Origin of the sequence: Kribbella sp. NPDC051586 (genome assembly GCF_044453965.1) — a bacterium.
Lineage (GTDB): Bacteria > Actinomycetota > Actinomycetes > Propionibacteriales > Kribbellaceae > Kribbella.
Window position 1 is genome coordinate 1,618,151 of sequence record NZ_JBITDF010000001.1, and the last position, 23,513, is coordinate 1,641,663.

The 23,513-nt window shown below is 69.1% G+C and carries 21 protein-coding genes and 2 tRNA genes; 8 read left to right on the plus strand and 15 right to left on the minus strand.

The genetic code is table 11. The annotated features are described in order from the left end of the window. The first annotated feature begins 57 nt into the window (after positions 1-57). Positions 58-288: a hypothetical protein gene (locus tag ACIA58_RS08050; RefSeq protein ID WP_396402854.1), complete on the plus strand. Its 231-nt coding sequence runs from the start codon at positions 58-60 to the stop codon at positions 286-288. A 111-nt stretch (positions 289-399) separates the two neighbouring features. Next, positions 400-1,611: an alpha/beta hydrolase family protein gene (locus tag ACIA58_RS08055; protein ID WP_396402855.1), complete on the plus strand. Its 1,212-nt coding sequence runs from the start codon at positions 400-402 to the stop codon at positions 1,609-1,611. Positions 1,612-1,617: 6 nt separating this feature from the next. Here the strand turns inward: ACIA58_RS08055 and ACIA58_RS08060 are convergent, their stop codons facing one another. Both ACIA58_RS08060 and ACIA58_RS08065 read right to left on the minus strand, forming a co-directional pair. Next, positions 1,618-3,024: an FAD-binding oxidoreductase gene (locus tag ACIA58_RS08060; RefSeq protein WP_396402856.1), complete on the minus strand. Its 1,407-nt coding sequence runs from the start codon at positions 3,022-3,024 to the stop codon at positions 1,618-1,620. An 87-nt stretch (positions 3,025-3,111) separates the two neighbouring features. Continuing rightward, a complete protein-coding gene (locus ACIA58_RS08065; RefSeq protein ID WP_396402857.1) occupies positions 3,112-6,276 on the minus strand; it encodes a BTAD domain-containing putative transcriptional regulator in 3,165 nt (1,054 codons plus the stop codon). 102 nt (positions 6,277-6,378) lie between these two features. Between ACIA58_RS08065 and ACIA58_RS08070 the strand changes: the two genes are divergently transcribed. Beyond that, positions 6,379-6,783 carry a GNAT family N-acetyltransferase gene (locus ACIA58_RS08070; RefSeq protein ID WP_396402858.1) on the plus strand — a complete coding sequence of 135 codons (405 nt, stop codon included), beginning with the start codon at positions 6,379-6,381 and terminating at the stop codon, positions 6,781-6,783. A 7-nt stretch (positions 6,784-6,790) separates the two neighbouring features. On the opposite strand, the gene ACIA58_RS08075 is transcribed toward ACIA58_RS08070, so the two are convergent. The 4 genes from ACIA58_RS08075 to ACIA58_RS08090 form a co-directional block, all read right to left on the minus strand. Next, positions 6,791-7,750, minus strand: a complete 960-nt coding sequence (locus tag ACIA58_RS08075) for an acetylxylan esterase (RefSeq protein ID WP_396402859.1) — start codon at positions 7,748-7,750, stop codon at positions 6,791-6,793. Between the two features lie 4 nt (positions 7,751-7,754). After that, positions 7,755-8,213, minus strand: a complete 459-nt coding sequence (locus tag ACIA58_RS08080) for a hypothetical protein (protein ID WP_396402860.1) — start codon at positions 8,211-8,213, stop codon at positions 7,755-7,757. A gap of 34 nt (positions 8,214-8,247) precedes the next feature. Beyond that, on the minus strand, positions 8,248-9,213 hold the full coding sequence (locus tag ACIA58_RS08085) for a hypothetical protein (RefSeq protein WP_396402861.1): 966 nt from the start codon (positions 9,211-9,213) through the stop codon (positions 8,248-8,250). A 77-nt stretch (positions 9,214-9,290) separates the two neighbouring features. Further along, a complete protein-coding gene (locus ACIA58_RS08090; protein WP_396402862.1) occupies positions 9,291-10,871 on the minus strand; it encodes an LCP family protein in 1,581 nt (526 codons plus the stop codon). Between the two features lie 274 nt (positions 10,872-11,145). Between ACIA58_RS08090 and ACIA58_RS08095 the strand changes: the two genes are divergently transcribed. Beyond that, positions 11,146-11,235, plus strand: a tRNA-Ser gene (locus ACIA58_RS08095). Positions 11,236-11,366: 131 nt separating this feature from the next. Here the strand turns inward: ACIA58_RS08095 and ACIA58_RS08100 are convergent. Next, positions 11,367-12,233, minus strand: coding sequence for an LLM class flavin-dependent oxidoreductase (locus ACIA58_RS08100; protein WP_396402863.1), 867 nt, complete (start codon positions 12,231-12,233; stop codon positions 11,367-11,369). 143 nt (positions 12,234-12,376) lie between these two features. On the opposite strand from ACIA58_RS08100, the gene ACIA58_RS08105 reads away from it, so the two are divergent. Next, positions 12,377-13,030 carry a phosphoribosyltransferase gene (locus ACIA58_RS08105; RefSeq protein WP_396402864.1) on the plus strand — a complete coding sequence of 218 codons (654 nt, stop codon included), beginning with the start codon at positions 12,377-12,379 and terminating at the stop codon, positions 13,028-13,030. Positions 13,031-13,091: 61 nt separating this feature from the next. On the opposite strand, the gene ACIA58_RS08110 is transcribed toward ACIA58_RS08105, so the two are convergent. The 4 genes from ACIA58_RS08110 to ACIA58_RS08125 form a co-directional block, all read right to left on the minus strand. Further along, positions 13,092-14,981, minus strand: coding sequence for a phosphoenolpyruvate carboxykinase (GTP) (locus tag ACIA58_RS08110; RefSeq protein ID WP_396402865.1), 1,890 nt, complete (start codon positions 14,979-14,981; stop codon positions 13,092-13,094). 325 nt (positions 14,982-15,306) lie between these two features. Next, positions 15,307-16,536: a hypothetical protein gene (locus ACIA58_RS08115; RefSeq protein WP_396402866.1), complete on the minus strand. Its 1,230-nt coding sequence runs from the start codon at positions 16,534-16,536 to the stop codon at positions 15,307-15,309. Then, positions 16,533-17,123, minus strand: coding sequence for a hypothetical protein (locus tag ACIA58_RS08120; protein ID WP_396402867.1), 591 nt, complete (start codon positions 17,121-17,123; stop codon positions 16,533-16,535). The genes ACIA58_RS08115 and ACIA58_RS08120 overlap by 4 nt, the downstream gene beginning before the upstream one ends. Before the next feature lie 155 nt (positions 17,124-17,278). Continuing rightward, positions 17,279-17,833 (minus strand): hypothetical protein, encoded by a 555-nt coding sequence (locus ACIA58_RS08125; RefSeq protein WP_396402868.1) that lies wholly within the window; start codon positions 17,831-17,833, stop codon positions 17,279-17,281. Between the two features lie 109 nt (positions 17,834-17,942). Between ACIA58_RS08125 and ACIA58_RS08130 the strand changes: the two genes are divergently transcribed. Beyond that, a tRNA-Arg gene (locus ACIA58_RS08130) sits at positions 17,943-18,018 on the plus strand. Positions 18,019-18,062: 44 nt separating this feature from the next. On the opposite strand, the gene ACIA58_RS08135 is transcribed toward ACIA58_RS08130, so the two are convergent. The 4 genes from ACIA58_RS08135 to ACIA58_RS08150 form a co-directional block, all read right to left on the minus strand. Continuing rightward, a complete protein-coding gene (locus ACIA58_RS08135; RefSeq protein ID WP_396402869.1) occupies positions 18,063-18,470 on the minus strand; it encodes an arsenate reductase ArsC in 408 nt (135 codons plus the stop codon). Continuing rightward, positions 18,467-19,225, minus strand: coding sequence for an aquaporin (locus ACIA58_RS08140; protein WP_396402870.1), 759 nt, complete (start codon positions 19,223-19,225; stop codon positions 18,467-18,469). Before ACIA58_RS08140 ends, ACIA58_RS08135 begins: the two co-directional genes overlap by 4 nt. After that, positions 19,222-19,917: a helix-turn-helix domain-containing protein gene (locus tag ACIA58_RS08145; RefSeq protein WP_396402871.1), complete on the minus strand. Its 696-nt coding sequence runs from the start codon at positions 19,915-19,917 to the stop codon at positions 19,222-19,224. The genes ACIA58_RS08140 and ACIA58_RS08145 overlap by 4 nt, the downstream gene beginning before the upstream one ends. A gap of 518 nt (positions 19,918-20,435) precedes the next feature. After that, positions 20,436-20,804: an ArsR/SmtB family transcription factor gene (locus ACIA58_RS08150; RefSeq protein WP_396402872.1), complete on the minus strand. Its 369-nt coding sequence runs from the start codon at positions 20,802-20,804 to the stop codon at positions 20,436-20,438. A 79-nt stretch (positions 20,805-20,883) separates the two neighbouring features. Here ACIA58_RS08150 and ACIA58_RS08155 point away from each other — a divergent pair, with 79 nt between their 5' ends. Further along, positions 20,884-22,278 carry an FAD-dependent oxidoreductase gene (locus ACIA58_RS08155; protein WP_396402873.1) on the plus strand — a complete coding sequence of 465 codons (1,395 nt, stop codon included), beginning with the start codon at positions 20,884-20,886 and terminating at the stop codon, positions 22,276-22,278. Beyond that, positions 22,278-23,501: an MFS transporter gene (locus tag ACIA58_RS08160; protein ID WP_396402874.1), complete on the plus strand. Its 1,224-nt coding sequence runs from the start codon at positions 22,278-22,280 to the stop codon at positions 23,499-23,501. Before ACIA58_RS08155 ends, ACIA58_RS08160 begins: the two co-directional genes overlap by 1 nt. The last annotated feature ends 12 nt before the right edge of the window (positions 23,502-23,513 follow it).

Consider the following 23,513-nt stretch of genomic DNA (forward strand, 5'->3'; position numbering starts at 1 on the left):
CGTGGATCGCGCTGTCGGCCGATCGTACGGCAGAGCAGTGTGACGTAGGCTCGATGTATGGCGAGCGCACCGGAGTGCCCGGTCTGCGGGCAGCAGGGAGTGCCGATTCTCTACGGCCTCCCGACCGCCGTCGCTCGGCAGGCAGCGGCCGCCGGCAAGGTCCGCCTCTTCGGCTGCGTCGTTCCGGCCCAGCCGGATCAGTGGACCTGCGCGAAGGCGCACACCTGGCGGGCCGACGACGACCAAGTCTTACTCGCCACCATCGACGCCGCCCTGAAGCGCAACTGACTTCTGAGAGGTAGATCACGGGCCGGGACGTCACAGGCGTGAGGTCGGGCTGTGTCCTGGGATGCGGTGGCCAACCCATTGGGGGTGGGTCCAAGCATTCTGGAGAGCGACGTGCGACACCTCATCACCCTGATCGCCGCGGCTACGGCGGTGACCGGCCTGGCCGCGCCGGCTCAGGCGGCCGATTGCGACGTGCAATGCCAGCTGGACCTGCAACATCAGAACGCCGTACCGCGGACCTCGTTCTACGACGCGCCCGCTCCGTTGCCCTGGGCACCGGCGGGGTCGGTGATCCGGAAGCAGGCGACGTCCGACTACACGGCCGGACCGGCGACCCGGATCATGTACCACTCCCGGACCTCGACCGGTCGCGATGTGGCCGCGACAGCCGTTGTGCTGGTGCCCGAGGGCAAGACGCCGGCCGGCGGCTGGCCGGTCGTGGTGGACGCGCACGGCTCGAGCGGAATCGGCCGGCCGTGTGCGCCGTCGCTGATGAAGGACCTCTACCACGGCAACCAGATGATGGACTTCGTCAACCGTGGCTTCGCCGTCGTCGCGCCGGACTACGCGGGTCTCGGCACCGACGGCAGGCCTGAGCTCGTCAACAAGACCGCCGAATCCAACGACGTCATCTACGCCCAGCAGGCGGCCCGCCGCGTGCGGCCGGACCTGTCGTCGCGGTGGGTGCTGTGGGGCCACTCGCAGGGTGGCGGCGCGGCGATGGGCGTCGCGGAGCGGCAGCGCCTCCGCCCGCAGCCCGGGTACCTCGGTACCGTCCTCACGTCGCCGGTCGCAAACCTGTCCGAGGTCGTCGACCACGTTGCCGCGACTCCCGGGTACGGTGCCTTCGCGGCGATGATTGCCCAGGGCGCGCACTTCAGTGACCCGAGGATCCAGCCCCGGCGACTGCTCACGCCCGAGGCCTACGACCGGATCGGCATCACCGCGATCGGCTGCCTGAGCGCGGCGTTCACGGCGTACGCCGACCTGACCGGGCCGCAGCTGGTCACGCCGGCGTACTCGACCGATCCCGCCTTCCGGAAGTACCTGCTGGTCAACTCGGCCGGGACCCAGAAGCTCGGCGGCCCGGTCCTGCTGCTCCAGGGCGAGGCTGACACCGTCGTACCTGTCGGCGTCACCGACCAGATCGCGACGGCGCAGTGCCGGCTCGGGACACGCCTCACGTACAAGACGTACCCCGGGCTCGAGCACGACACCTACCCGTGGGTGCAGGGCATCGACGACGGCGCCATGCCAGACATCCTCGCCTGGACGGCCGACCGCTTCGCCGGACGCGCAGCCGCGACGTCCTGCACCCGGTGAGCTCCGCTAGCTCGCGGGCCGGATGTTCTGGTTGAGGTGGAACAGGTTCGTCGGGTCGTAGGTGTTCTTGACCGCCACGAGCCTTTCGTAGGTCGCCGCCGGGTACGACGCACGCACGATGTCGTCGTTCGTCTCACCGGTGAAGTTCACGTACGACGCCGCGTCCGGCCCGAGTGAACTCCCGGCCGAGCGAGCCCACTCGACCGCCGCGTCGTACCCGGCCGCGTCCTCGCTCCGGGCGACGACGTTCAGGATGTACTCGCGGTCGCGGGTCCCGAACGCCGTGGCGTCGGCCGGGACCCGGCCCATCGCACCACCGAGGTGGTGAACGTGCAGCTCCGACAGGCCGTTCGGCGTCGCGGAGTGCGCGGCGACGAGCGCGTCGACGGTCGCCGGCCCGAGGTCGCCGAAGAAGGCCGAGCGGAAGTAGTTCCGCAGGCCGCGCGGGAACAGCGGGTCGAGCAGCGTCTGCATCGCGTTGTACGGCATCGGCCCGAAGAGATCGGCGACCACCGGCGCGAGCTCGCGGAACGGCCGGGTCGCGGCGTCGCCGGCCTCCGGCTGCCCGGACCACATGCCGAGGACGGCGACGATCGGCTTGCCGTGCACCTCTTCCGGCAGGAACGGCAACGGCGGTGCGGTGGTCAGATTGATTGCCAACGACAACTCGTCCGGCGCCGACGCCGCCGCGTCACCGAAGCCACGCAGTACGTCGGCCGCGCGGTCGCCCGGGTAGAAGACGAGGCCCGCGAAGACGGTCGGACCGACGTCGTACGCCTTGAACTCGAACGACGTGACGACACCGAAGTTGCCGCCGCCGCCCCGCAACGCCCACAGCAGTTCGGGGTTCTCGGTCTCACTCGTGTGCAGGTACCGGCCGTCGGCGGTGACGACGTCGGCCCCGACGAGGTTGTCGCAGGCCAGCCCGGCCTTGCGGACGAGCCAGCCGATCCCGCCGCCGAGCGTGAAGCCCGCGACGCCGGTCGTGGACACCAGCCCACCGGTGACGGCCAGCCCGAAGGCCTGGGCCTCGGCGTCGACGTCTCCCCACGTACATCCGCCCTGCGCCACGATCCGGCGCCGGTCGGGGTCGATCCGGACCGAGTTCATCGGCGCCAGATCGATGACGATGCCGCCGTCGGTCGTCGAGAACCCGGGGATGCTGTGACCGCCGCCCCGCACCGCCAACGTCAACCCCTCGCTCCGGGCGAACTCCACGGCCCGGATGACGTCGGCGACACCCTTGCACCGGACGATGAGCGCCGGCAACTTGTCGTGCGCGGCGTTCCAGATCGACCGCGCATCGTCGTACGACGGGTCGGCCGGGCGGATCAGCTCGCCACGAAGTCCCTCGGCGAGTTCACCGAGTGTGGCCTCCCCGAGCGTGTCCTGCCGCGCTTGCGTCGTTGTCATTTCCACTCCTGATCGTTGTGGCCAGGACGGTTCCCGGACCCCGCCAACGACATTAGGAAGGACGTCTTCGCAATGGCTTAGCGCGACTTAGCGGCCCGTGAGCAGCGCGGCGGCACGCGGCGTGCCGATGCGGCAACCCAGGCGGGTGAAGATCTCCAACGCCACCGGACCGTGTCTGTCGAGCACCTCGGTGTCACCGTCCTCGAAGGCGAGCTCCGCGGTGAGCAGCCGGGACCACGCCTCGAGCCGGAGATATCCCTGCGGATGAAACGCCTCGACCGCCTGTTCGGCCAGGACCCGAGCGGTACGGCGCTCGCCGGCGTACAGCTCGACGACGGCCAGGTTCAGCAGCGCACCGCCGGCTGCGGGTGCATCGTCGACCGCCTCGCCGCGGTCGAGGGCGGCGCGGGTCAGCTGCCGTCCCGCCCCGGGGTCGCCGGCCGCCGCGGCGAGCAGACCGAGGTTGGCGAGGGTCAAGCTCTCACCGCGGCGATCACCCAGTTGCTGACGGATCCGGAGCGCGTCGCGCAGATGCCTCTCGGCCGGACCGAACAGCCCCTGGTCGCGTTCGATGCAGCCGAGATGGTTGAGGGCGTGGCCGAGCCCGGACGCGTCGTCGATTTCGGTGAAGGTATCGACGGACCGCCGTACGGCGTCCTGCGCCGCGTCGAGGTCTCGGGTCAATCGGTGCGCATCGGCCAAGCCCGACAACGCGTAGCCCGTGCCCTGCAGAGCGCCGACCCGGCGACCGAGGAGGAACGTCTCCTCGAACACCGGGACCCACGATCCGTCGATCGGTACCAGCGGCAGGCACATCGTGACGCCCGGGAAGAAGCGGCCCGGGTTCCCGTCGATCTGCCGCAGCCGGCGCAGGCATTCTTCGAAGCGCTCCCGGGCCAGTTCGGTGTCTTCGCGGAACAGCGCGGTCATCGCGGCCAGCCCTTGTGCGGCCGCGGCCACCGGCGCCGTACCGAGCGAGTCGGCCTGGGTGAGTGCATCGACGGCGGTCTGTTCGATCTCGTCGAGATCGCCGCTCCCGAGCAGCAGCGTGCCGCGCAGCACCCGCGTGGTCACGAGGTCGACCGGGTCGCCGGACTGCTCGGCCACCGCGACCGCCTCGTCGCCGAGCCGGGGGAGGCGGTCGGCCAGGCCGCTGCGGGCGAGCAGGATCGCCAGCGCGAAGATGGCACGCGCTCGCTCGCGCGGTGGTCCTGCCGCGACCTCGAGTACCCGTTCGAGCCAGCCCGCACCTTCGGAGAAATGACCGCGGGCCAGCCAGTACGGCGACAGGCTGAGCCCGAGCAGCAAGGCCCGCTCGTGATCGTGGCGGAGCGCCCAGCCGAGCGCGGCGCGGAGGTTGTCGTGGTCGGCGTCGAGCAGTTGCGGGCGTTCGACGACGACGCCGGCCCGCTCGGGATCCTCGTCGGCCGCGAGCTCGAGGAAGTGTTTGCAGTGGGCCGTCTCCATCGCCACCGCCTCGTGTGCGGCGACGAGGCGCTCATGCGCGAACTGCCGAATGGTCTCCAGCAGTCGGTACCGGGAGCGCTGTCCGTCATGGTCCACCAGCAGCAACGACTTGTCGACCAGCCGGCCGAGGACGTCCAGCACCTCGGGAATCCGGTCGTCGGCGCACACTTGCTGAGCGGACCGGAGCGAGAAGCTGCCGGAGAAGACGGCGAGCCGGCGGAGCAGCACTTGCTCGTCGTACGACAGCAAGGCGTGGCTCCATTCGAGCGTCGCTCGCAGTGTTGCGTGGCGAGTGACTTCACCGGGGCGACCGAGCAAAGACAGCGCTTCGCCGAGCCGCGCGGCGATCTCCGCCGCCTCGAGGTGCGATGCGCGCGCGGCAGCCAGCTCGAGTGCGAGCGGAATGCCGTCGAGACAACGGCAGATCTCCACGACCGCGGTGGCGTTGTCCGCGTCGAGGACGAAGCCGGGCCGGACGTCCTGGGCTCGATCGACGAAGAGCCGCACCGACGACAGCGTGCCGAGCCGGTCCAGTTCGCCCGCGTCCGCCGGCTCCGGGAGCTCGAGCGAGGGCACGCGGAACGTCACCTCGCCCGGCGCGTGCAAGGGTTCGCGGCTGGTCGCAAGCAGGCTGACGCCGGGGCAACTTCGCCGTACTGCGCTGGCGAGGCCGGCGCAGGCAGCGAGCAGGTGTTCGCAGTTGTCGAGGACGAGGAGCAGGTTCCGCGAGGCCAGGCGGGTGATCAGGGTGCGCATCGAGTCCGAGCCGGCCGCGGGGTCGAGGCCGAGCGCGGCCGCGACGCTGTCGGCGACGAGTTGCGGATCGGCTACCGGTACCAGGTCGGCGATCCAGACACCGTCGGCGTACGAGTCGACGAGGCGGCGCGCGGCCTCCTCGGCCAGCCGGGTCTTGCCGGCGCCACCCACGCCGGTGAGCGTGACGAGTCGGCCTTGCGCCATCAGGCGATGGACGTCCGCGATCTCCCGCTCGCGTCCTACGAAGCTCGTCAACGCGGGGGCGAGGTTGTGCCTTGGCTGCGCTTCGATGGTGACGGCGCCGGACAGCAGCTCTTGGTACAGGCGTTGGGTTTCCGGGTCGGGATCGGTGCCGTACGCCGTACGCAGGTCGCTTCTCAACCGCTCGTACTGCGCCAACGCCTCCGACGAACGGCCCGTCGCCGCGTGCCGTCGCATCAGACTCCGCACGCCGTGCTCGTGCAGCGGATCGATGGCGAGCGCGCGCGTGAGGGCATCGAACGCCTCCGCCTCCTGGCCAGCCGCTGCGGCCGCGTCCGCCAGGTCGACGAGGAGGTTGCCGAAGGTCGCGCGGAGCTCCTCGCGCGGGCGCACGGCCCAGTCCTCGAACCGGTCCTCCGGCAGGAGATCGCCTGCGTACGCGGCGACTGCGGCGCGGAGGTCGGCCAGGTCGCCGCTGGTCCGGCCCTGGGTCGCCAGCCGTTCGAACGTCCGTACGTCGACGTCGACGAGCCCGTCCGCGAGCAGTACGACGAAGTCGTCGCGCAACTCCAGCAATCCGTTGCTCGGCTCGTCGCCCGCGAGCGCCCTCCTCGCGACATGCAGGGCCTGGTGGAGATTGTTGACCGCGGATGTCGGGGAGCGGTCCGGCCACAACGCCTCGAGCAGTACGTCGCGGTGCAGCCGCTGCTCACGGGTCAACGCGAGCAGCTTGACCAGCGTCCGCGCCTTGCGGAGACGCCAGACCCTCGGATCGACGGATCGGCCGCCGCGATCGACAGCGAAACCACCGAGCAGCCGGATTCGCAACCTTCACCCTCCCCCCACGATCGTAGGACCTACCTTCGGCGAGGATGGACGGATGAGCCAGCGGTGGAACCACAACATCCACGACTTCCTGGACGACTCCGCATGACCACCATCGCCGTACCGGACCCAGACCTACTCACGCGAGCCGTCCGCACCTTCATGAACGCCGACGCCGACCCGAAGTACCTCGCAACACCCGGCACGATGGTCTTCGTAGCTACCGAAGCCGACGAGATCACCGGCTGGTGCTGGGGCAATCAGCTGGCTCGTCCCGCCGGCCCGCCCATGCTCTACCTCCACCAACTCGAGGTCCTCGAGCCCTACCGCGGCCGGGGCATCGGCCGGGCCCTCGTCTCCACCTTCATGACCACAGGCCGCACCGCCGGCGCCACCAAAATGTTCCTGACCACCGGTGCCCACAACACCCCCGCCCGCACCCTCTACGAGTCCCTAGGCGCCGGCCCAGCCACCCAAGGCCCAACCATCAACTACTGGTTCCTGCTGTAGCTGGTGGTTAGAGCTTGGTGCCTATCAGTTGGTAGATGTCGTCGTGGGCGCCGGGGAGGTCGTCGTGGCCGAAGTCGGGGTAGAGGCGGGTTTCCTTTGGTGAGTTGATCTTGTTGTAGGCGGCGAACTGGGTGGAGGGCGGGCAGACCTGGTCCTCGAGGCCGACGAAGAGAGTTACCTCGGCCTGGATGCGGGGAGCGAGGTTCTGTACGTCGATGTAGCCGAGGGTGGTGAACACCTCCTCCTGGCGTAGATGCCGGGGATCGCGCTTGCGGAACCACGTGACGATCTCGTCGTACGGCGCGGTCTCGAGGTTCAGGTCCCACGTCCGCTGGTAGTCGCACAGGAACGGGAACACGCTCGCCGTGTACTTGATCGACGGCGTCAGCGCCGCCGCCACCAACGACAGCCCGCCGCCCTGACTCCAACCGGTGGTCGCCATCCGCGCGGCATCCACCTCCGGCAGCCCGCCGATCAGGTCCGCCAGCCGCCGCGTGTCCAGGAAGATGTGCTTGTACAGCAGCCCGTCCGGCCCGGCGTCGAGCCCGTGCACCAGATGATGCTGCAACGAGAAGCTGTTGCCCTCCTGCGACGACGTACGGAAGCCGACCTGCTCCCGCACATCCAGCGCCGCCACCGTGAACCCGCGCGCCGCGTACGGCAGCAGCTCGACCCACTTCGGCTGCTCCCCGCCGTACCCGTGGAAGAGCAGCACGGCCGGCCCGGTCGGCTCGGCGGGCCGCAGTACCTTCGCGTGCACCCGGTATCCGCCGGTCCCGTTGAAGTACAGATGCTGCGCCGTCGCCGTGGTCAGCGGGAAATCGACGGCGTCGACGAATTCGGCGTCGGCCGCGACCTCGTCGAGTGAAAGCAGCGCCTTGTCCCAGAACTCGTCGAAGTCCGCCGGCCGCGGATTCGTGCCCTGGTAGGTCAGTAGCTCGTCGTACGACAGTTCGAAGGAAAGCACCGCATCATTCTGCGCTGCCGGAGTCCTCCGGGGCAGTCCCGTCCCAGATCGTGTACCCGTGCGCGGCGTTCAGCTTGTCGCGCAGCGTCGTCTCCAGCGACGGGACCTGCTTCGGCGAGAGCCATGACAACGGCAGCAGGATCGGGTGGTCCGGCTGCTTGGTGCGCAGCACGATCGCCTCCCCGTGGGTCGTCTCCACCCGGCCGACCTCGGTGACATCGGTCCACGGCGTCCGTACTCCGCGCACCTCGATGTCGGAGTCCCGCAGTCGCGCGACCTTGGGCGGCCGGGCCAGGATCCACAGGCCGGCGAGCGCGATCACCCCGCCGAGCGTGACGAAGACCGATACCGCGACGGACGGCAGCCCCAGTGCCCACAGCACCACGGCCACCCCGAGAATGATCAGCCCGGCGGCCAGGATCCCCAGGAACCGACCCGCCCGCATCCGGTACGTCGTACGCATCGACACAGGATCTCATCCGCCGGGGGTGAACACGTCAGAAGGATTCCGTCTCCGACGACGACGCGTTGCCGAGCGGGGTCTTGGCCAGGCTGATCGTCCAGTTGTACGAGCCGTCGAAGATGTCGTCGAACTTCTGGTACGAGCAGCCCTCGGTGAACCGGTGGTTCTTCGCGTCCCAGTTCGTCCCCGACTTGAAGTACACCCAGTAGTCCTGGCTGCGGATCCCGGTGAGCCTGGCGCTCTTGTTACCCCGGACGTAGATCGAGGCCTCCGGCTTCCGCGGGTTGCTGGTGGCGATCACGATCACCACGTCGTCGCCGGCGTTGGTGATCTCGAGCGAGCCCGAGCCGCGCGGGCCGGACCGCTGGAACACGTCGCCGTTCTCGCCCCGGCCCGCGATCACGGCCGGCTGGCTGAGCTTGGGCGGCACCGACAGCGCGCCGAAGTTCACGCCCTTGCCGATCGACTTCTGGACGCTCTGTGCGAGCTCGGCGTACGCCAACCGCAGGCCGCTCTTCGCCTCGTACAGCCGGACGTCCAGCGCCTTGGGGAAACCACAGCCGGTCTTCGTGCCCCCGGCCTTGCTCAACTCGGTGGCCACGTCCCCGGCGTACGCGTCGAAGGCATCGAGTACGGCGGGATGCGCCGTCACCAGGCCTTTCGGCGGAGTGATCTTCGCGAGCGCGCTGCGTTCGATGACGACTGCCTTCGCGAGCTGGAGCCGGGAAGCGTCGAAGGCGGCGATGGTCTTCGCGTTCATCACCCGGGCGACGGACGGCTTGAGGACCTTCTCCACATTCGTCAGCGCGCGCTGGTACATCGGCACCGAGAGCGCCACCGGACTCGGCTTGGGCGTGGACTTAGGCGCCGTGGACGAAGGCTTTGTGGTCGTCTTCGTCGTACCACCGGCGGCGGGTGCGTCACCCTTCTCCGGTTCGCTGCTGCAGCCCGCACAGGCCAGCACCGCGGCACCGACCACAACCGCCAGTGATCGCCTCACAGTCACCCCCAGGTGTGACTAAAGTTTCACTTTGGGTCAATACTTCCGCGCCTGGGGTTCAATCAACCGAATTTGTCTCAGTTTCCGGTCTGGCTGGGGTTGTAGGCGCACGCGTCGTTCAGGTTCTCCGCGGTCCCCGGAGTGGTCGGGGTGGTCTTCGTCGGCGTCGGCTTCTTCGTCGTCCCGGAGGTCGGCCTCTTGGTCGGCTTCACCGTCGGCGTCGAGGCGACCGGCTTGGTCTGCGCGGAGAGGGCCTTCTGGATGATCTCCCGCATCGCCGAGTAGTTCGGGTTCTGGCCGGTCGGGAAGTTCTTGCTCTTGTCCAGGTCGATGTTGGAGACCTTGGCGTTCTTCACCTTCAGCGCGAGCTGCGTGAACGCCGGCAGGATGTCCAGCGGGATGTCGGTCCGCAGCAGCTGCTTGCCGGCCTTCGCGATCTGCTGGTACGACGTCACCAGGGCCTGCGGGTTCGCGCTGCTGACCAGCGCGTGGATCGTGCAACGCTGCCGCTCCTGCCGCGACGGGTCGCTCAGCCCGTACCGGCCGCGGGCGAACCACAGAGCGTGGTACCCGTCGAGCTTCTGGTTCGGACCCGGCTCGATGTAGCCGCTCGGCTTCTTCTCGCTGTTCGACCCCGGGCCCTCGCCGTAGTCGCCGCCGATCGGCACCCGGTAGTTGACGTTCACGGTGATCCCGCCGAGCGCGTCGATGATCTGCCGGAAGCCGGCCAGGTTGACCTGCATGTAGTAGTCGATGTCGAGGCCCAGGGCCGCGCTCGCGGCCAGCTTCACCACGTCGGCGCCCATGTTGTCGGTCTGGCCGAGGACGCCGGGGTGCTGGCGCGGGATGTTGTCGTACATCGAGTCGAGGTAGAACTCCGGCTGCTCGGCCGGACCGCTCGGGTCGTAGTACCCGTCGGGGTAGATCTTGTGCAGCGGGGAGTCGGCCGGGAACGGCATCCGCATCCAGTTCCGGCTCAGCGAGATCAGCGACGTGTCACCGGTCTTGGTGTCGATGCTGGCCACGATCACCGTGTCGGTCCGCACACCGGTCCGGCCGGCGCCGTCGTCGGCGCCCAGCAGCAGCAGATTCAGTCGCGGGGTGTGCGCCCACGGGTCCTTGGCGTTGCTCACCTTCGGTCGGGTCGCGCTCTTGGAGTTGCCCTCGGACTGGAACACGCTGCCGACCAGGTCGCGCTGCGCCATCACGGTCTGCGCGGCGACGGTCGTCGGCACCGCGATCCCGAAGCACAGCAACCCGACGAACATCGAGCCCACCAGCCGGCCCGTGTAGGTCATGCTCACCGGGCGGATCAGCTTGTGCGACGCGACCACGACCCAGATCCAGAACACCCCGAGCAGTACGACGGCGCCGGTCGCGATCAGCAACTGTCGCGGCGAGACCGCCAGCGCCAGCACCGAGTCGCGCTGCGTGAGGCCGACGTACGCGGCGATCAGCAGCAGGCCGACGCTGATCGTCAGCACGAACGCGCCGAGTTTCTTCCGGCCACCCATCAACAGGCCGGTGCCCGGCACGAGGGCGCTGAGCAGGGTCAGACCGATTGCCTTCGAGGCCGTCCTGGCCCGGTGCGAACGTTGCCGGGACCGGCTGGCACGAGGCGCCGCCCTCCGACCGGCTGCGCGAGTACTCCGCGACATGGCTCCGTTCCCTGATCGACGACGTGGCGATCCCTCCGTCGGCCGCCCGCAGCGGCCCACGGTACTTCAGACGCCCACGACACCAAGTTGGTTGACGTGAAGCTGGCGACCCCCGTCGATGCCGCCACAGTACAGGGGCCGTGGGCTACTGCCGCAACGTACCGCCCCCGCCACCGAGAGTGTCCGGTCCAGGTTTGCGCACCCGCTTTGCCGCCGGGCCGGTCGAGCGGATAGTCTTGGCCGTCGTCGTGTCCCCCGCGTGGGGATCGTCGGAGGAGGCGTCGCCTAGTCCGGTCGATGGCGCCCGCCTGCTAAGCGGGTTGAGGGTAATCCCCTCTCGCGGGTTCAAATCCCGCCGCCTCCGCTCTGGGAGCTCCCTGCCTGCAGAAAGCGCAGGCTAGGGAGCTCCGGCCTTTTCTGGGGTGCAACCCCTAGGCCCCACCCGGAGGGGCTCCGCCCCCCGGACCCCCGGTGGGTGCGTGGCTGGGTTTGTTTTTAGTGACCCTTTGCTTCTGCGATTCGCTTTACCGTTGTGGGGGTCATTGGTTCGGGGGAGATGATCAGGTGTTCTACACCTAGTTTTTGGTACGCCCCGATTGCTTCTGGTAGGTCCTTTACTGGGATTGCTTGGGGGCTGGGGTCGGCGACCTGTTGGTCGGGGTCGCGGACGATGATGCCTGCGGTGGGGGTTACCGAGGTGCCTGCTGCCGCTGTTGCTTGACGGAGGGTTTCTAGGCGCTCTTCGACCTTTTCGTTAGGGGTGCCGTACCAGGCGGTGTTGTACAGGTCGGCCCATTGGGCGGTGAGGCGCATCATGCGGGGACGGTGGCCGGCTATGAGGATGGGAATTCGGTGGGGTGGGGCCGGGTCCAGGTTTGCTTCGCGCACGTCGTAGTACGTGCCTTTGTAGGTGACTGTTTCTCCGCGGATCATTCTCGCGACGATCTCGAGCCATTCTTCGAAGCGGCCTGCGCGGTGGTCGGTGGGTAGGCCGAAGGCCTCGTATTCGGGGTCGTGCCAGCCTGCGCCGACTCCTAGGATCAGTCTTCCGCCGGATACTTCGTCGAGGGTTGCGGCCATTTTTGCGGTCAGGCCGGGGTCTCGGAACGATGCGCAGAGGACCATGTTTCCCAGTTCGACTCTGGACGTGACCGCGGCGACTGCCGTCAGGAGGGTCCAGGACTCGTGCATGCCGTAGATCTGGCCCTCGGGGTCGCGGTAGAGGAAGTGGTCGGCGATCCAGACCGAGTCGAGGCCGCCCTCCTCGGCCGCCTCCGCGACAGCTCGCACGTCCTTCCAGCCGGGCATGCCACCGTCAGGCCCGTCGCCCGCCCCGAGCGGCAGCATCACACCAATTTTCATGCCCATGGGCCTACGCCTCCGATTTTCGTGGGGGTGATGTGTGCGGTGCCCGTGTCTCCAGCGTGAGCGCCACCCGGCCGTCGAGCACGGCTCGAGCGCTCTCAGGGATTCGCATGGAGTCAACGTAGTTGGATCATGGCGGCATGAGGAGGCCGTATCCGGATCGGGCGGCCGCCGGCGAGGCGTTGGCCGAGGAGCTCGGGCGGGTCGCCGGTTCGGTCCTGGTCCTGGGGCTCGCGCGCGGCGGCGTACCCGTCGCGGCGCCGGTCGCGGACGCCCTCGGCGCGGAGCTCGACGTACTGATCGTGCGCAAGCTCGGGCTGCCGGGACAGCCCGAGCTGGCGATGGGCGCGATCGCCGGCGTCGGCGAGGACCTGCACGTGGTCCGCAACGACCAGATCGCGCGGGGCGTCGAGCCGGAGGCGCTGGAGGCGGTACGTCGGCAGGAGATGCGGGAGCTGCGCCGGCGCGAGCAGGCGTACCGCGGTGATCGGCCGCCGATCGACGTACGGGATCGTGTCGTGATCCTCGTCGACGACGGGCTGGCCACCGGCGCGACGATGCGAGCAGCGGTGGAAGCGGTACGGCGCCAGCGGCCGGCGCGCGTGATCGTCGCCGTACCCGTAGGCGGCGTGGAGAGCTGCCGCCGACTGGCGCGGATCGCGGACCAGGTGGTGTGCGCCTGGATCCCGCGGTACTTCAACGCGGTCGGTCAGGCGTACCGGGACTTCTCGTCGGTGAGCGACGACGAGGTTCGGCGGGTGCTCGCAGAAAGTACAGCGCGGCGCCCCGGCTGATGAGCCGAGGCACCGCGCTGTTGATCCGACCGCCGGCTTCCGACACGGCGACCGGAGTTCGTCAGCCCAAGCGGGCCTTGAGGTTGTCGAGCTCGACCTTGAGTTCGGTCGGGACGGTGTCGCCGAGCTTGGCGAACCACTCCTCGATCAGCGGGATCTCTGCCTTCCACTCCTCGGCGTCGACGTCGAGCGCGATCTCGAGGTCCTGCGCGGTCATGTCGAGTCCGGCGACGTCGAGCGCGTCCGCGGCCGGCACCCGGCCGATCGCGGTCTCGACGGCGTCCGCCTGGCCCTCGATCCGCTCGATGACCCACTTGAGCACCCGGCTGTTCTCACCGAAGCCCGGCCAGACGAACTTGCCCGCGTCGTCCTTGCGGAACCAGTTCACGTAGAAGATCTTCGGCAGCTGCGCCGCGTCGTGCTGCTTGCCGACGGTCAGCCAGTGGTCGAAGTACTGCCCCGCGTCGTACCCCAGGAACGGCAGCATCGCCATCGGGTCGCGCCGGACGACGCCGACCTGGCCGACCGCGGCCGCGGTGGTCTCCGAGGACAGGGTCGCGCCCATGAACACGCCGTGCGCCCAGTCGCGCGACTCGGTCACCAGCGGGACCGTGGTGGCGCGGCGGCCGCCGAAGATGATCGCGGAGATCGGTACGCCGTTCGGGTCGTCGTACTCGTCGGCGATGATCGGGCACTGCTTGATCGGCGTGCAGAAGCGGCTGTTCGGGTGGCTCGAGAGCTCGCCGTTGTCCGGCGTCCACTCGCGGCCCTTCCAGTCGGTCAGGTGGTCCGGCGGGGTCGGCGAGTAGCCCTCCCACCAGACGTCACCGTCGTCGGTGAGCGCGACGTTGGTGAAGACCGAGTTGCCCTTCTCGATGGTGCGCATCGCGTTCGGGTTCGTCTTCCAACCGGTGCCGGGGGCAACACCGAACAGGCCGAACTCCGGGTTCACCGCGTACAGCCGGCCGTCCTTGCCGAACCGCATCCACGCGATGTCGTCGCCGAGCGTCTCGACCTCCCAGCCGTCCAGCGTCGGGTCGAGCATCGCCAGGTTGGTCTTGCCGCAGGCGCTCGGGAACGCGGCGGCGACGTAGTGGACCTTCTTGTCCGGCGAGATCAGCTTGAGGATCAGCATGTGCTCGGCCAGCCAGCCCTCGTCGCGCGCCATCGCGCTCGCGATCCGCAGCGAGTAGCACTTCTTGCCGAGCAGCGAGTTGCCGCCGTACCCGGAGCCGTAGGACCAGATCGCCCGCTCCTCGGGGAACTGGACGATGTACTTCTCGTCGTTGCACGGCCACGGCACGTCCTGCTGACCCGGCTCGAGCGGCGCGCCGACCGAGTGCAGGCAGGGCACGTACGACGCGTCCTCGCCGAGCTTGGTGAGTACCTCGGCGCCCGTGCGGCACATGATCCGCATCGACGCGACGACGTACGCCGAGTCGGTGATCTCGACGCCGAACATCGGCTTGTCGGCCGTCAACGGACCCATGCAGAACGGGACGACGTACATCGTCCGGCCGCGCATCGAGCCGCGGTACAGCTCGGTCATCAGCGCCTTCATCTGCGCCGGGTCCATCCAGTTGTTGGTCGGACCCGCGTCCTTCTCCTCGGCAGAGCAGATGAACGTGCGCTGCTCGACCCGGGCCACATCGCTCGGGTCGGTGCGGACCCAGAACGAGTTCGGCTTCTTCTCCTCGTTCAGCCGGACCATCGTGCCGGCCGCGATCAGCTCGTTCGTCAGCGTGGCGTACTCCGCGTCCGACCCGTCGACCCAGTGGATCCGGTCCGGCTGCGTGAGCTCGGCGACCTCGGCCACCCAGGTCAGCAGACCGGCGTGCTGCGTCGGGGCGTCGGTCAGGTCGTACGGCGTCGGGGTTTCGCCGGGGAGGGGGTCCTTGGCGGCTGCGGTGTTGGCGGTCTCGGTATGGGTCGGGCTGGCGGTAGTCGTCATTCGCGGCTCATTCCCTCTCGGCTGTCGGGCCCGGCGACGGTCTGCCCCTCGACGCTGAAAGGCGGGTACGGCGTCCGGCCGCCGGGGTCTCCGGCGGTTCGATGCAGCTGGCTGGCGGTGTGATCGCTCGCATACCAGTGCGTCCAGTGGGCGTATACCAGTGTGCAAGTGGTACTACGGTACGCGACGGACCCAAGGGCTGTGAACCACCAGAAAGTGAACCCGGTCACAAAGTTTTCGCGACAATCGCTTTCCGTCGAAGCTTGTGAAAATGAGAACGGCCCGCGCTGTCCGCGCGGGCCGTTTCAGCAAATCCTCCGGTCGATCAACTGGTCTGCCGCCAGATGTCGTTGACGACCCGCTGGACGTCGGGCGCCTCGGCCACCTGGCCGTAGACCATCGCGCCGACCAGCCACCACTGACCGCCGCTCTGGAACGCGTGCGTCATCGTGATCGTGTACGGCGCCTTGGCCGACACCGTCAGCCAGGTCCGGGCGTCCTTCGCGGTCGTCGGAGTGGTCGTCTTGTAGATCTTCGTCCACAGCTGGTCGAACGACGGCCGGTCGGCCAGGCACTGCGCCAGACTCACGCACGGGTGCAGCGCGAGCTGCACCTGGAACGAGTTCTTCAGGCCGTTCGTCGGGTCGTACTCGGTCGCGGTGACGACCTTCCGCAGAATCAGCTGCGAGGACTCACCCAGCCGGATCACCTGCGGCGGCCGCGGCCAGCCGAGCGCGAACGGCAACTCGGCGTTCGCGACAATCTGGAGGTCCGCGCCGGCCGCGTACGTCGCGCCGAAGACGCCGGCGGAACCGTCAGGGCGTTTGTACGGCGCCGTCGTGACGATGTCGATCGGCGGGATCAGGACCTTGGCCGGGAGCGCCTCCGGGCTGACGGCCGCTGCGGGCGCGGCGCCGGCCGGGTCGTCCTTCTTCACGGCGCTGCCGATCGCGGACCCGATCGAGTACGTGATGCTGAAGACGATCAGCACGACGACCGCGATCACGGCGTAGATCCAGGAGCCGATCTTGCGGCTGTACTGGCGGGCGATGTCGATCTTCGACTGCTCGCCGGGCTGCGGGTCCGGCTGGGGTTGCTGCTGTGATTGCGGTTGGTGCGGGTGGTCGACGTACGACGGGATGTTGTGGTTGGCGTTGTCGGCGAGGGGGAGTGTCGGCGGCATGGCGCCGTACCCGCTGAGTTGTTCGCGGACCGCCCGCAGCGACACGTCGTCGTTCCCGATGATGCCGTCGAGCGGGTCGATCAGCCGCTCCGCGCCGGTCTGCCCGGGGATCAGCTGGGTGATCGCGTACGGGCGGCTGGAGTTGAAGTTCGCCGCCCAGAGCGGGGCCTCCTGCTGGCCGGGCACGAGCGCGGCGTCGCGGCTCGCGCGGGTCAGCCGGTCGACGACCGTCTCGTCGCGGGCGCCGTCCTCGCTCAGCACGAGCGCGACGATCTCCATCCCGGTGAACGTGCGGCCGTGCCACAACTCGGCCAGCGGGTGCTCGAGGAGTCGCTGGTCCAGCTGGTAGCCCGGGATCTCCGGCGTACTCACTTGCTCTCCCAGATGGCTCGGTCGGCCAGCGCCAGCGCAGCCTTCTGCGCCACGTCCGCGTCCACCGGATTGGCCGTGTAGTCCACCTGTACGACGATGTCCGCGCGCTGCACCAGTGCATGCACCGCCCACGACTCGCCGGCCATGCCGCTCGCGGTCCGGCTGAGCTTGGTCGGGTACGGCCGGCTCTCGTCGAGCGTCTTCATCGGCGACCGGGTGAAGACCTTCTTCGCGGTCTGCGTCGGCGTGAACGGCGCATTCCCCGCCCCGGCATCCTGCCCGCCGTACGGCGTGATGGTGACCTTGATGCTCGCCGCGGTGTACTGGCGCACCTTCGCGCGCGAGCTTCCCGCCTCGCAGGTGATCGTCGTACTGCCGACCTGCGTCATCGTCACCGCCCCATTCGATGCCTTCGGCAACAGGCTCGACACGTCCCCGATCCGCGCGCACAGGTCCGCCGGCATCACCCGCGCGGGCACGATGTCCGCGGGCGTCACCGGCTCACCGACCGCCCACCCGATCCCACCACCCGCGATCGCCGCCACCCCACACCCGATCGCCGTACCCCGCACCAGTCGACTACCCATGCCCGCGACCTTAACCACGCGGAGGTCCTCCCTAACCCATCAGGCAACCGCCCTTGGACGCACGACACCGTCCGGCCGGTTCCCAGCCCGGCCTGGCACCGCCCGGGTGGTTGCCAGTGGCATCCGATTTCGCCGGGGTCCGGCTGCCCGGCGTACTAGTCGAGGAGCGTGTTGACCGATCCGCCGGACTCGGTGAGCTTCGTGCCGAGGCCTTTCAGGGCGTCGCCGACCGTGGCGAGGATGTCCGACAGCTCCTGCAGGTTGCCGGCGAGGCTCTCGACCTCGGTCGCGACCCCGCCGATCTGTCCGCTGCCGTCGGTCAGCTTCTTCGCCGCCGCGTCGCCGATCCCGGGGATCTTGTCCAGCTCACCCGCCAGTCCAGACAGCATCCCGGCCGCGTCCTTGAGCCTGTCCTTGGCTGCGTTCATCGTGCCGGCGCTCCCGGTCAGCGCCTTCCGCGCGCCGCCCTCGCCGTCGTCCCCGACCAGCGCCCCGGCCGCCTTCGCCGCCTGCTCGCCGGCCTCCGCCAGCCCCGTCCCGATCGTCTTCAGCAGCTCCGGCAGCTTGCCGATGACCCCGACCGCGCCGTCCGGCAACCCGCGTACCAACTCCAGCACCTTCTGGAAGTCGTCCGAGTTCTCCATCACGAACCCGACCGCCTTCTTCACGTCCCCCAGATCCCGCCCACCCAGCAAGTCCTCGATACCCATGCGCGGATCGTAGGGCTGAAAACCCCCGCAGTACCCCCCACCGCGCCGCCCACCAGAGCCGATTGGCCTACACCCACCCCCTCCATGTATCGTTACTCGACGTTGTCCAGCGCTCGTAGCTCAACGGATAGAGCATCTGACTACGGATCAGAAGGTTGGGGGTTCGAATCCCTCCGAGCGCGCCACGTCGAAGCCCAGGATCAGTTCGCTGACCTGGGCTTTTGTGTGTCTACGGGTGGTCGGGACGTAGGTCGTCGAGCAGGTTTTCGATGTGGGTGTGGATCTCGTCGCGGACCTGGCGGACTACCTCGATCGGTTGGCCGGCTGGGTCGGTGAGGTTCCAGTCCTCGTAGCGCTTGCCGGGGAAGAACGGGCATGCGTCGCCGCAGCCCATCGTGATCACCACGTCGCTGGCCTGTACGTCCTCGGTGGACAGCAGTCGCGGGGTGTTCGCGGTGATGTCGATGCCGACCTCGCGCATTGCCTCGACGGCGACGGGGTTGATCTGGTGTCCGGGTTCGGAACCCGCCGACAGTACGTCGACGTCGTCACCGGCCAAGGACCGGAGCCAGCCGGCGGCCATCTGGGAGCGGCCGGCGTTGTGGACGCAGACGAACAGGACGGTGGGTTTACTCACGAGGGCGCTCCTGCGGTGGTTTCGGCGTGAGGTGTGGCGACGGCCTCGCCGAGGTACAGATCGGCTTTGGCTGCGTCGGGGTAGAGGACGGCGACTGCGGCTGTACCGAGGACGGCTCCGAGGATCTGAAAGACGACGAAGCCGGGGACGGAGCCGGGCGCGATACCGGCGAAGGTGTCGCTGAAAGCCCGGCCGATGGTGACCGCCGGGTTGGCGAACGAGGTCGAGGACGTGAACCAGTAGGCCGCACCGATGTAGGCACCGACCGCGGCCGGGGCCGACGCCGCGCGGCCGGTTCGGGCGAGCGCGAAGATCAGCAGGATCAGCCCGGCGGTGGCGACTGTCTCGCCGAGGTACAGATGGCCGGCCGATCGGTGTGTGGTCGACCAGGTGACGGCGGTTTCGTCGTACATGAGATTCGCCAGGATCGCCCCGATGATGCCGCCGCCGAGCTGGGCCGGGAGGTAGGCGGCGAGGTCGCGCGCGGTGAGTCCGGTCCCGGAACGTCGGCCGAGCCAACAATCGACGAGGGATACGACGGGGTTGAAGTGCGCGTCGGACACCGGCCCGAACATGAGGATCAGCACGGCGAGCCCGAGTGCGGTGGCAAAGGAGTTCTCCAACAGCTGCAAACCTGTGTCGCTCGGCGAGAGCTTGGCGGCCGCGATCCCGGAGCCGACGACGACGGTCACCAGCAGTCCGGTGCCGAGTCCTTCGGCGAGGGCGCGGCGCCAGAGCGGTTGCGCGCGGCTCATCGCTTGCTCCTCGTGGGTTCTGCCGTCAGGGCGGGCACTAGCCGGTCGATCCGGTTGGTCAGCTCGGCGTAGGCGGCTTCGAAGGCTGCGTCGGTGTCGATGGGCGCCGGGTCGGGGATCGACCAGTGCAGCTGTGGTCGTCGGTTGCCGGGCAGATGTTCGTGGGCGTTGTCGCAGACCGCGATGAGAAGATCATTGCCTTCAGCAACTTCGCGCAGGGGGCTCGGATGCCAGCCGGAGGGGTCGAGGCCGTGGCGGCGGGCAACCTTCATCGCCCGAGGGTGTACGCGGCCGGCGGGTTCGGTGCCGGCGGAGACGGCCGGTACGTCGCTGCGCCGGGCCCAGATCGCCGCGGCGAGCTGGGAGCGTGCAGAGTTCTGGGTGCAGACGAAGACGACTCGCTCGGCGGCGATCAACGCGGGGGTGGCGATCGCGGCCAGCGCGTCCGGTTCGAGCCGGACATAGGTACGGCGCCGGTCGCCCTCGGAGCGTGTCCGTACGACGAGCCCGGCAGCTTCGAGCACCTTGAGGTGATGGGCGACGAGGTTCGTCGGCAGGTCCAGAGCCGCCGCAAGCTCCCCGGGCGCGGCGTCGCCGGCGATCAGGGTGTCCACGATTGCCAGCCGCGCCGGATCACCGAGCGCCGCGTGGATGCGGGATCGCTCCGCCAGGGTGGGTTGCTCAGGCTTCATTGACTCAATATTTATTGAGGTATCCCCAGCCTGTCAAGCGTCGCCGATCGTACGCCGGAACCGATCGCCCCGAGCGCGACCCGGTTCAGATCAATGCCGGGCCGGCGCAACACGTCGGGCAACTGGGTCGACCGGCCGGCCTGGTTCGTCAGCCCTGCCTGCGTCGAGTCGTGGCAATCGGCGTCCCTCGCTCCCGCCGAGTCGTGAAAATCGGCTGCCGAGAAGAACCGGAACTCACGACTCGACAACAAGCGCGAGGCGCGGGGAACGGCGGGCGAGGGCCGGTGCGCGGGGTGGGGAATGAGGCGAGGGGCGGGGAATGAGGCGAGGGGAGGTGCGGTGCGAGGGGAGGTGCGGTGCGAGGGGAGGTGCGGGGCGAGGGGAGGTGCGGGGCGAGGGGAGGTGCGGGGCGAGGGGAGGTGCGGGGCGAGGGGAGGTGCGGGGCGAGGGGAGGTGCGGGGCGAGGGGCGGTGGGGGTAGCTTCGCCAGTGTCGGCTTCGCCTGGGCTTGAGTGCGGGTCAGTGTGTCGAGGCGGTGTCCGGTACGGCGAGAAGCCCGGCGATCCACCGCAGCTTCTCGGGCACGGGCCAGTAGTAGACCCAGGTGCCGCGCCGCTCGCAGTCGACCAGACCGGCCTCCCGGAGCACCTTCAGGTGGTGCGAGATCGTCGGTCCGCTGACGTCGAACTGCGGAGTCAGATCGCAGACGCAGATCTCGTTGCCGGCCGAGGTGATGATGGAGAACAGGCGGAGCCGGATCGGATCGGCGAGCGCCTTGAACACGGCCGCACCCTCGGTGGCTCCGGCCGGATCGAGTGCGGCGTCTGAGATCGGCGCGCAGCAGCCTGCGCTCGCGACGGGGATCAACGCGAGCTCTTGTTTCGACATGGGTCTATCTTGACTCTTGTCGAATCACGAGGCAAGCTAAGTGTTGTTTCGATGATCTTCTAGATAGGGAGTTGGGATCGTGAGCGAGCAGACAGGGGCGCCGGTCGTCGTCATCGGTGCAGGCCCGGTCGGTCTTGCGGCCGCCGCGCACCTCGCAGAGCGTGGCGTGGACTTCGCCGTACTGGAGTCCGGCCCGACCGTCGCGGCGGCGATCGAGGAATGGCGGCACGTGAAGCTGTTCAGCCCGTGGCGCTACGACATCGACTCCGCAGCTCGCCGCCTGCTCGAACAGTCCGGCTGGACCGCGCCTGACCTCGGCACGCTCCCCACCGGCGGTGACCTCATCGACTCGTACCTCAAGCCGCTGACCAAGACCCCGGAGCTGAACGACCGCATCCGCTACAACGCCCAGGTCACCGCCGTGACGAGGGTCGGCTTCGACCGCATCCGCACCACCGGCCGCGAGGCCGCACCCTTCCTGATCCGGCTGGCTGACGGGACCGAACTGCTGGCGTCGGCCGTGATCGACGCGGCCGGCACCTGGCGGAAGCCGAACGTGCTCGGCGGCTCGGGCATCCCGGCGCGCGGTGAGCCCGACGCAGTTGGCATCGCGCACGCCCTGCCCGATGTCCTTGGCGCGGATCGGGAGCGCTACGCAGGCCGCCGTACGGCGGTCGTGGGCGCCGGCCACTCCGCGGCGACGACCCTGCTGGACCTCGGTCAGCTCGCCGACGAGGTCCCAGGTACCGAGGTTGTGTGGGTTGTGCGCGGGACCGACCAGGCCCGCACGTACGGCGGCGGCGACGCCGACGAGCTGCCCGCGCGCGGCGCGCTCGGGTCCCGGCTGAAGAAGCTCGTGCAGTCCGGTCGCGTCGAACTGGTCAGCTCCTTCCGGATCGAACGCATCGGTCGCACTGCTGGCAGGGTGCAGCTCACGTCTGGCGAGCGGGAGGTGGTGGCAGACACCGTGGTCAACTCCACCGGCTTCCGGCCCGACCACGACATGGTCTCCGAGCTGCGCCTGGACCTGGACCCCATCATGGGATCCACCCGCGCGCTCGCGCCGCTGATCGACCCCAACCAGCACTCCTGCGGCACGGTCCCGCCGCACGGCGTCGACGAGCTCACCCACCCCGAGCCCGGGTACTACGCGGTCGGCGCCAAGTCCTACGGCCGCGCCCCGACGTTCCTTCTCGCGACCGGCTACGAACAGGCTCGCTCTGTCGTGGCCGCGCTGGCAGGCGACTGGGAAGCTGCGCGCGACGTTCAGCTCGACCTGCCGGAGACCGGCGTTTGTTCGTCGAACCTCGCCTACGGCGGCACGGCCGACGAGGCCGGCGGTTGCTGCGGACCGGCTCCGAAGGCCGTCGAGATCTCCGCTCCGGCCGGCCGCGGACTCGCCACCGGTATCAGCGGCGGGCTGTTGACCGTCATCGAGAACGACACGACGAAGTCGTCGGGCTGCTGCGGCTGATGCCTTCGGCAACCTCTGCGACCGGGCGCAGGATCACCGGTCGCGGAGGCATCCGGCGGGACGTGGTCGCGGCGCTCGCGATCACGACGACCGTCAGCTACGGCACTTTGTACTACGCCTTCAGCGCGCTGCTCGAGCCCATGCGGACCGAGCTCGGCATCTCCGCCACGGTCGCGACCGGAGCGCTCACGGCAGCGTCGCTGATCAGCGCCGTTCTCGGCATCCCGGTCGGACGCTGGCTCGACCGGCGCGGGGGCCACGCGCTGATGACCGTCGGCGCGGTCATCGCCGCGGGCTCGGTCCTGGCCTGGTCGCGGGTGCAGTCGCCGGGCCAGCTGTACGCCGTGTTCGTCGTACTCGGCGTCGCCTCGGCGATGGTGCTCTATCCGCCGGCCTTCGCGGTTATCGTCGCCGTGACCGCCCCAGAACGCCGTACTACGGCTCTGCTGAGCGTGACCCTGGTCGCCGGATTCGCCAGCTCGATCTTCATCCCCCTCACGGGCCAACTCATCCATGTCTACGGCTGGCGGCAAACCCTCGTTGTACTGGCTGCCGTGCTCGCCGTCGCCACCATCCCGCTACACGCCTTCGTACTGCGCTCGACGGCGCCGCCACCAGCACCGCCGCAGGCTGAACACCACGCGGGTCCGCCCAGCCGCGTACTTCGCGATGCCGGGTTCTGGCTGCTCGCGGTCGCGTTCGTACTGCACACCTCAGCTCTGGCCGTCATCGGCGTCCACCTCGTCACCTACCTGACCCGGCTCGGCCACACACCCACCACCGCCGCAACCCTGACCGGCGTCCTGGGCCTGCTGTCGGTCACCGGCCGTGTCACCGTCACGATCCTGCGCCGATGGTTGCCCATCACCTCGATCACCGCCGTCATCGTGCTCGTGCAGGGCATCGCGCTCGCGCTCCTACCCGCCGCCGGGCACAGCATCGCCGGTGCGGCCGGATGCTTGATCGCCTTCGGCCTGGGGTTCGGCGTCGCCTCGCTCGCGAAACCGGCCATCATCCTCGACCGCTACGGCGACCACGGTTACGCCACCATCGCCGGAATCCTGGGCACCCCGACCACCATCGCCGGAGCCACCGCCCCGCTGGCCGCCGCGGCCGTCGCCACCGCCCTCGGCTACACACCTCTGATCCTCACCGCAGCCTCCGCCTGCGCCCTCGCGGCCCTGGCCCTCACCGCAACCCGCTATCTCCCGACCGCTTCCTAATGCAGGCCGCGC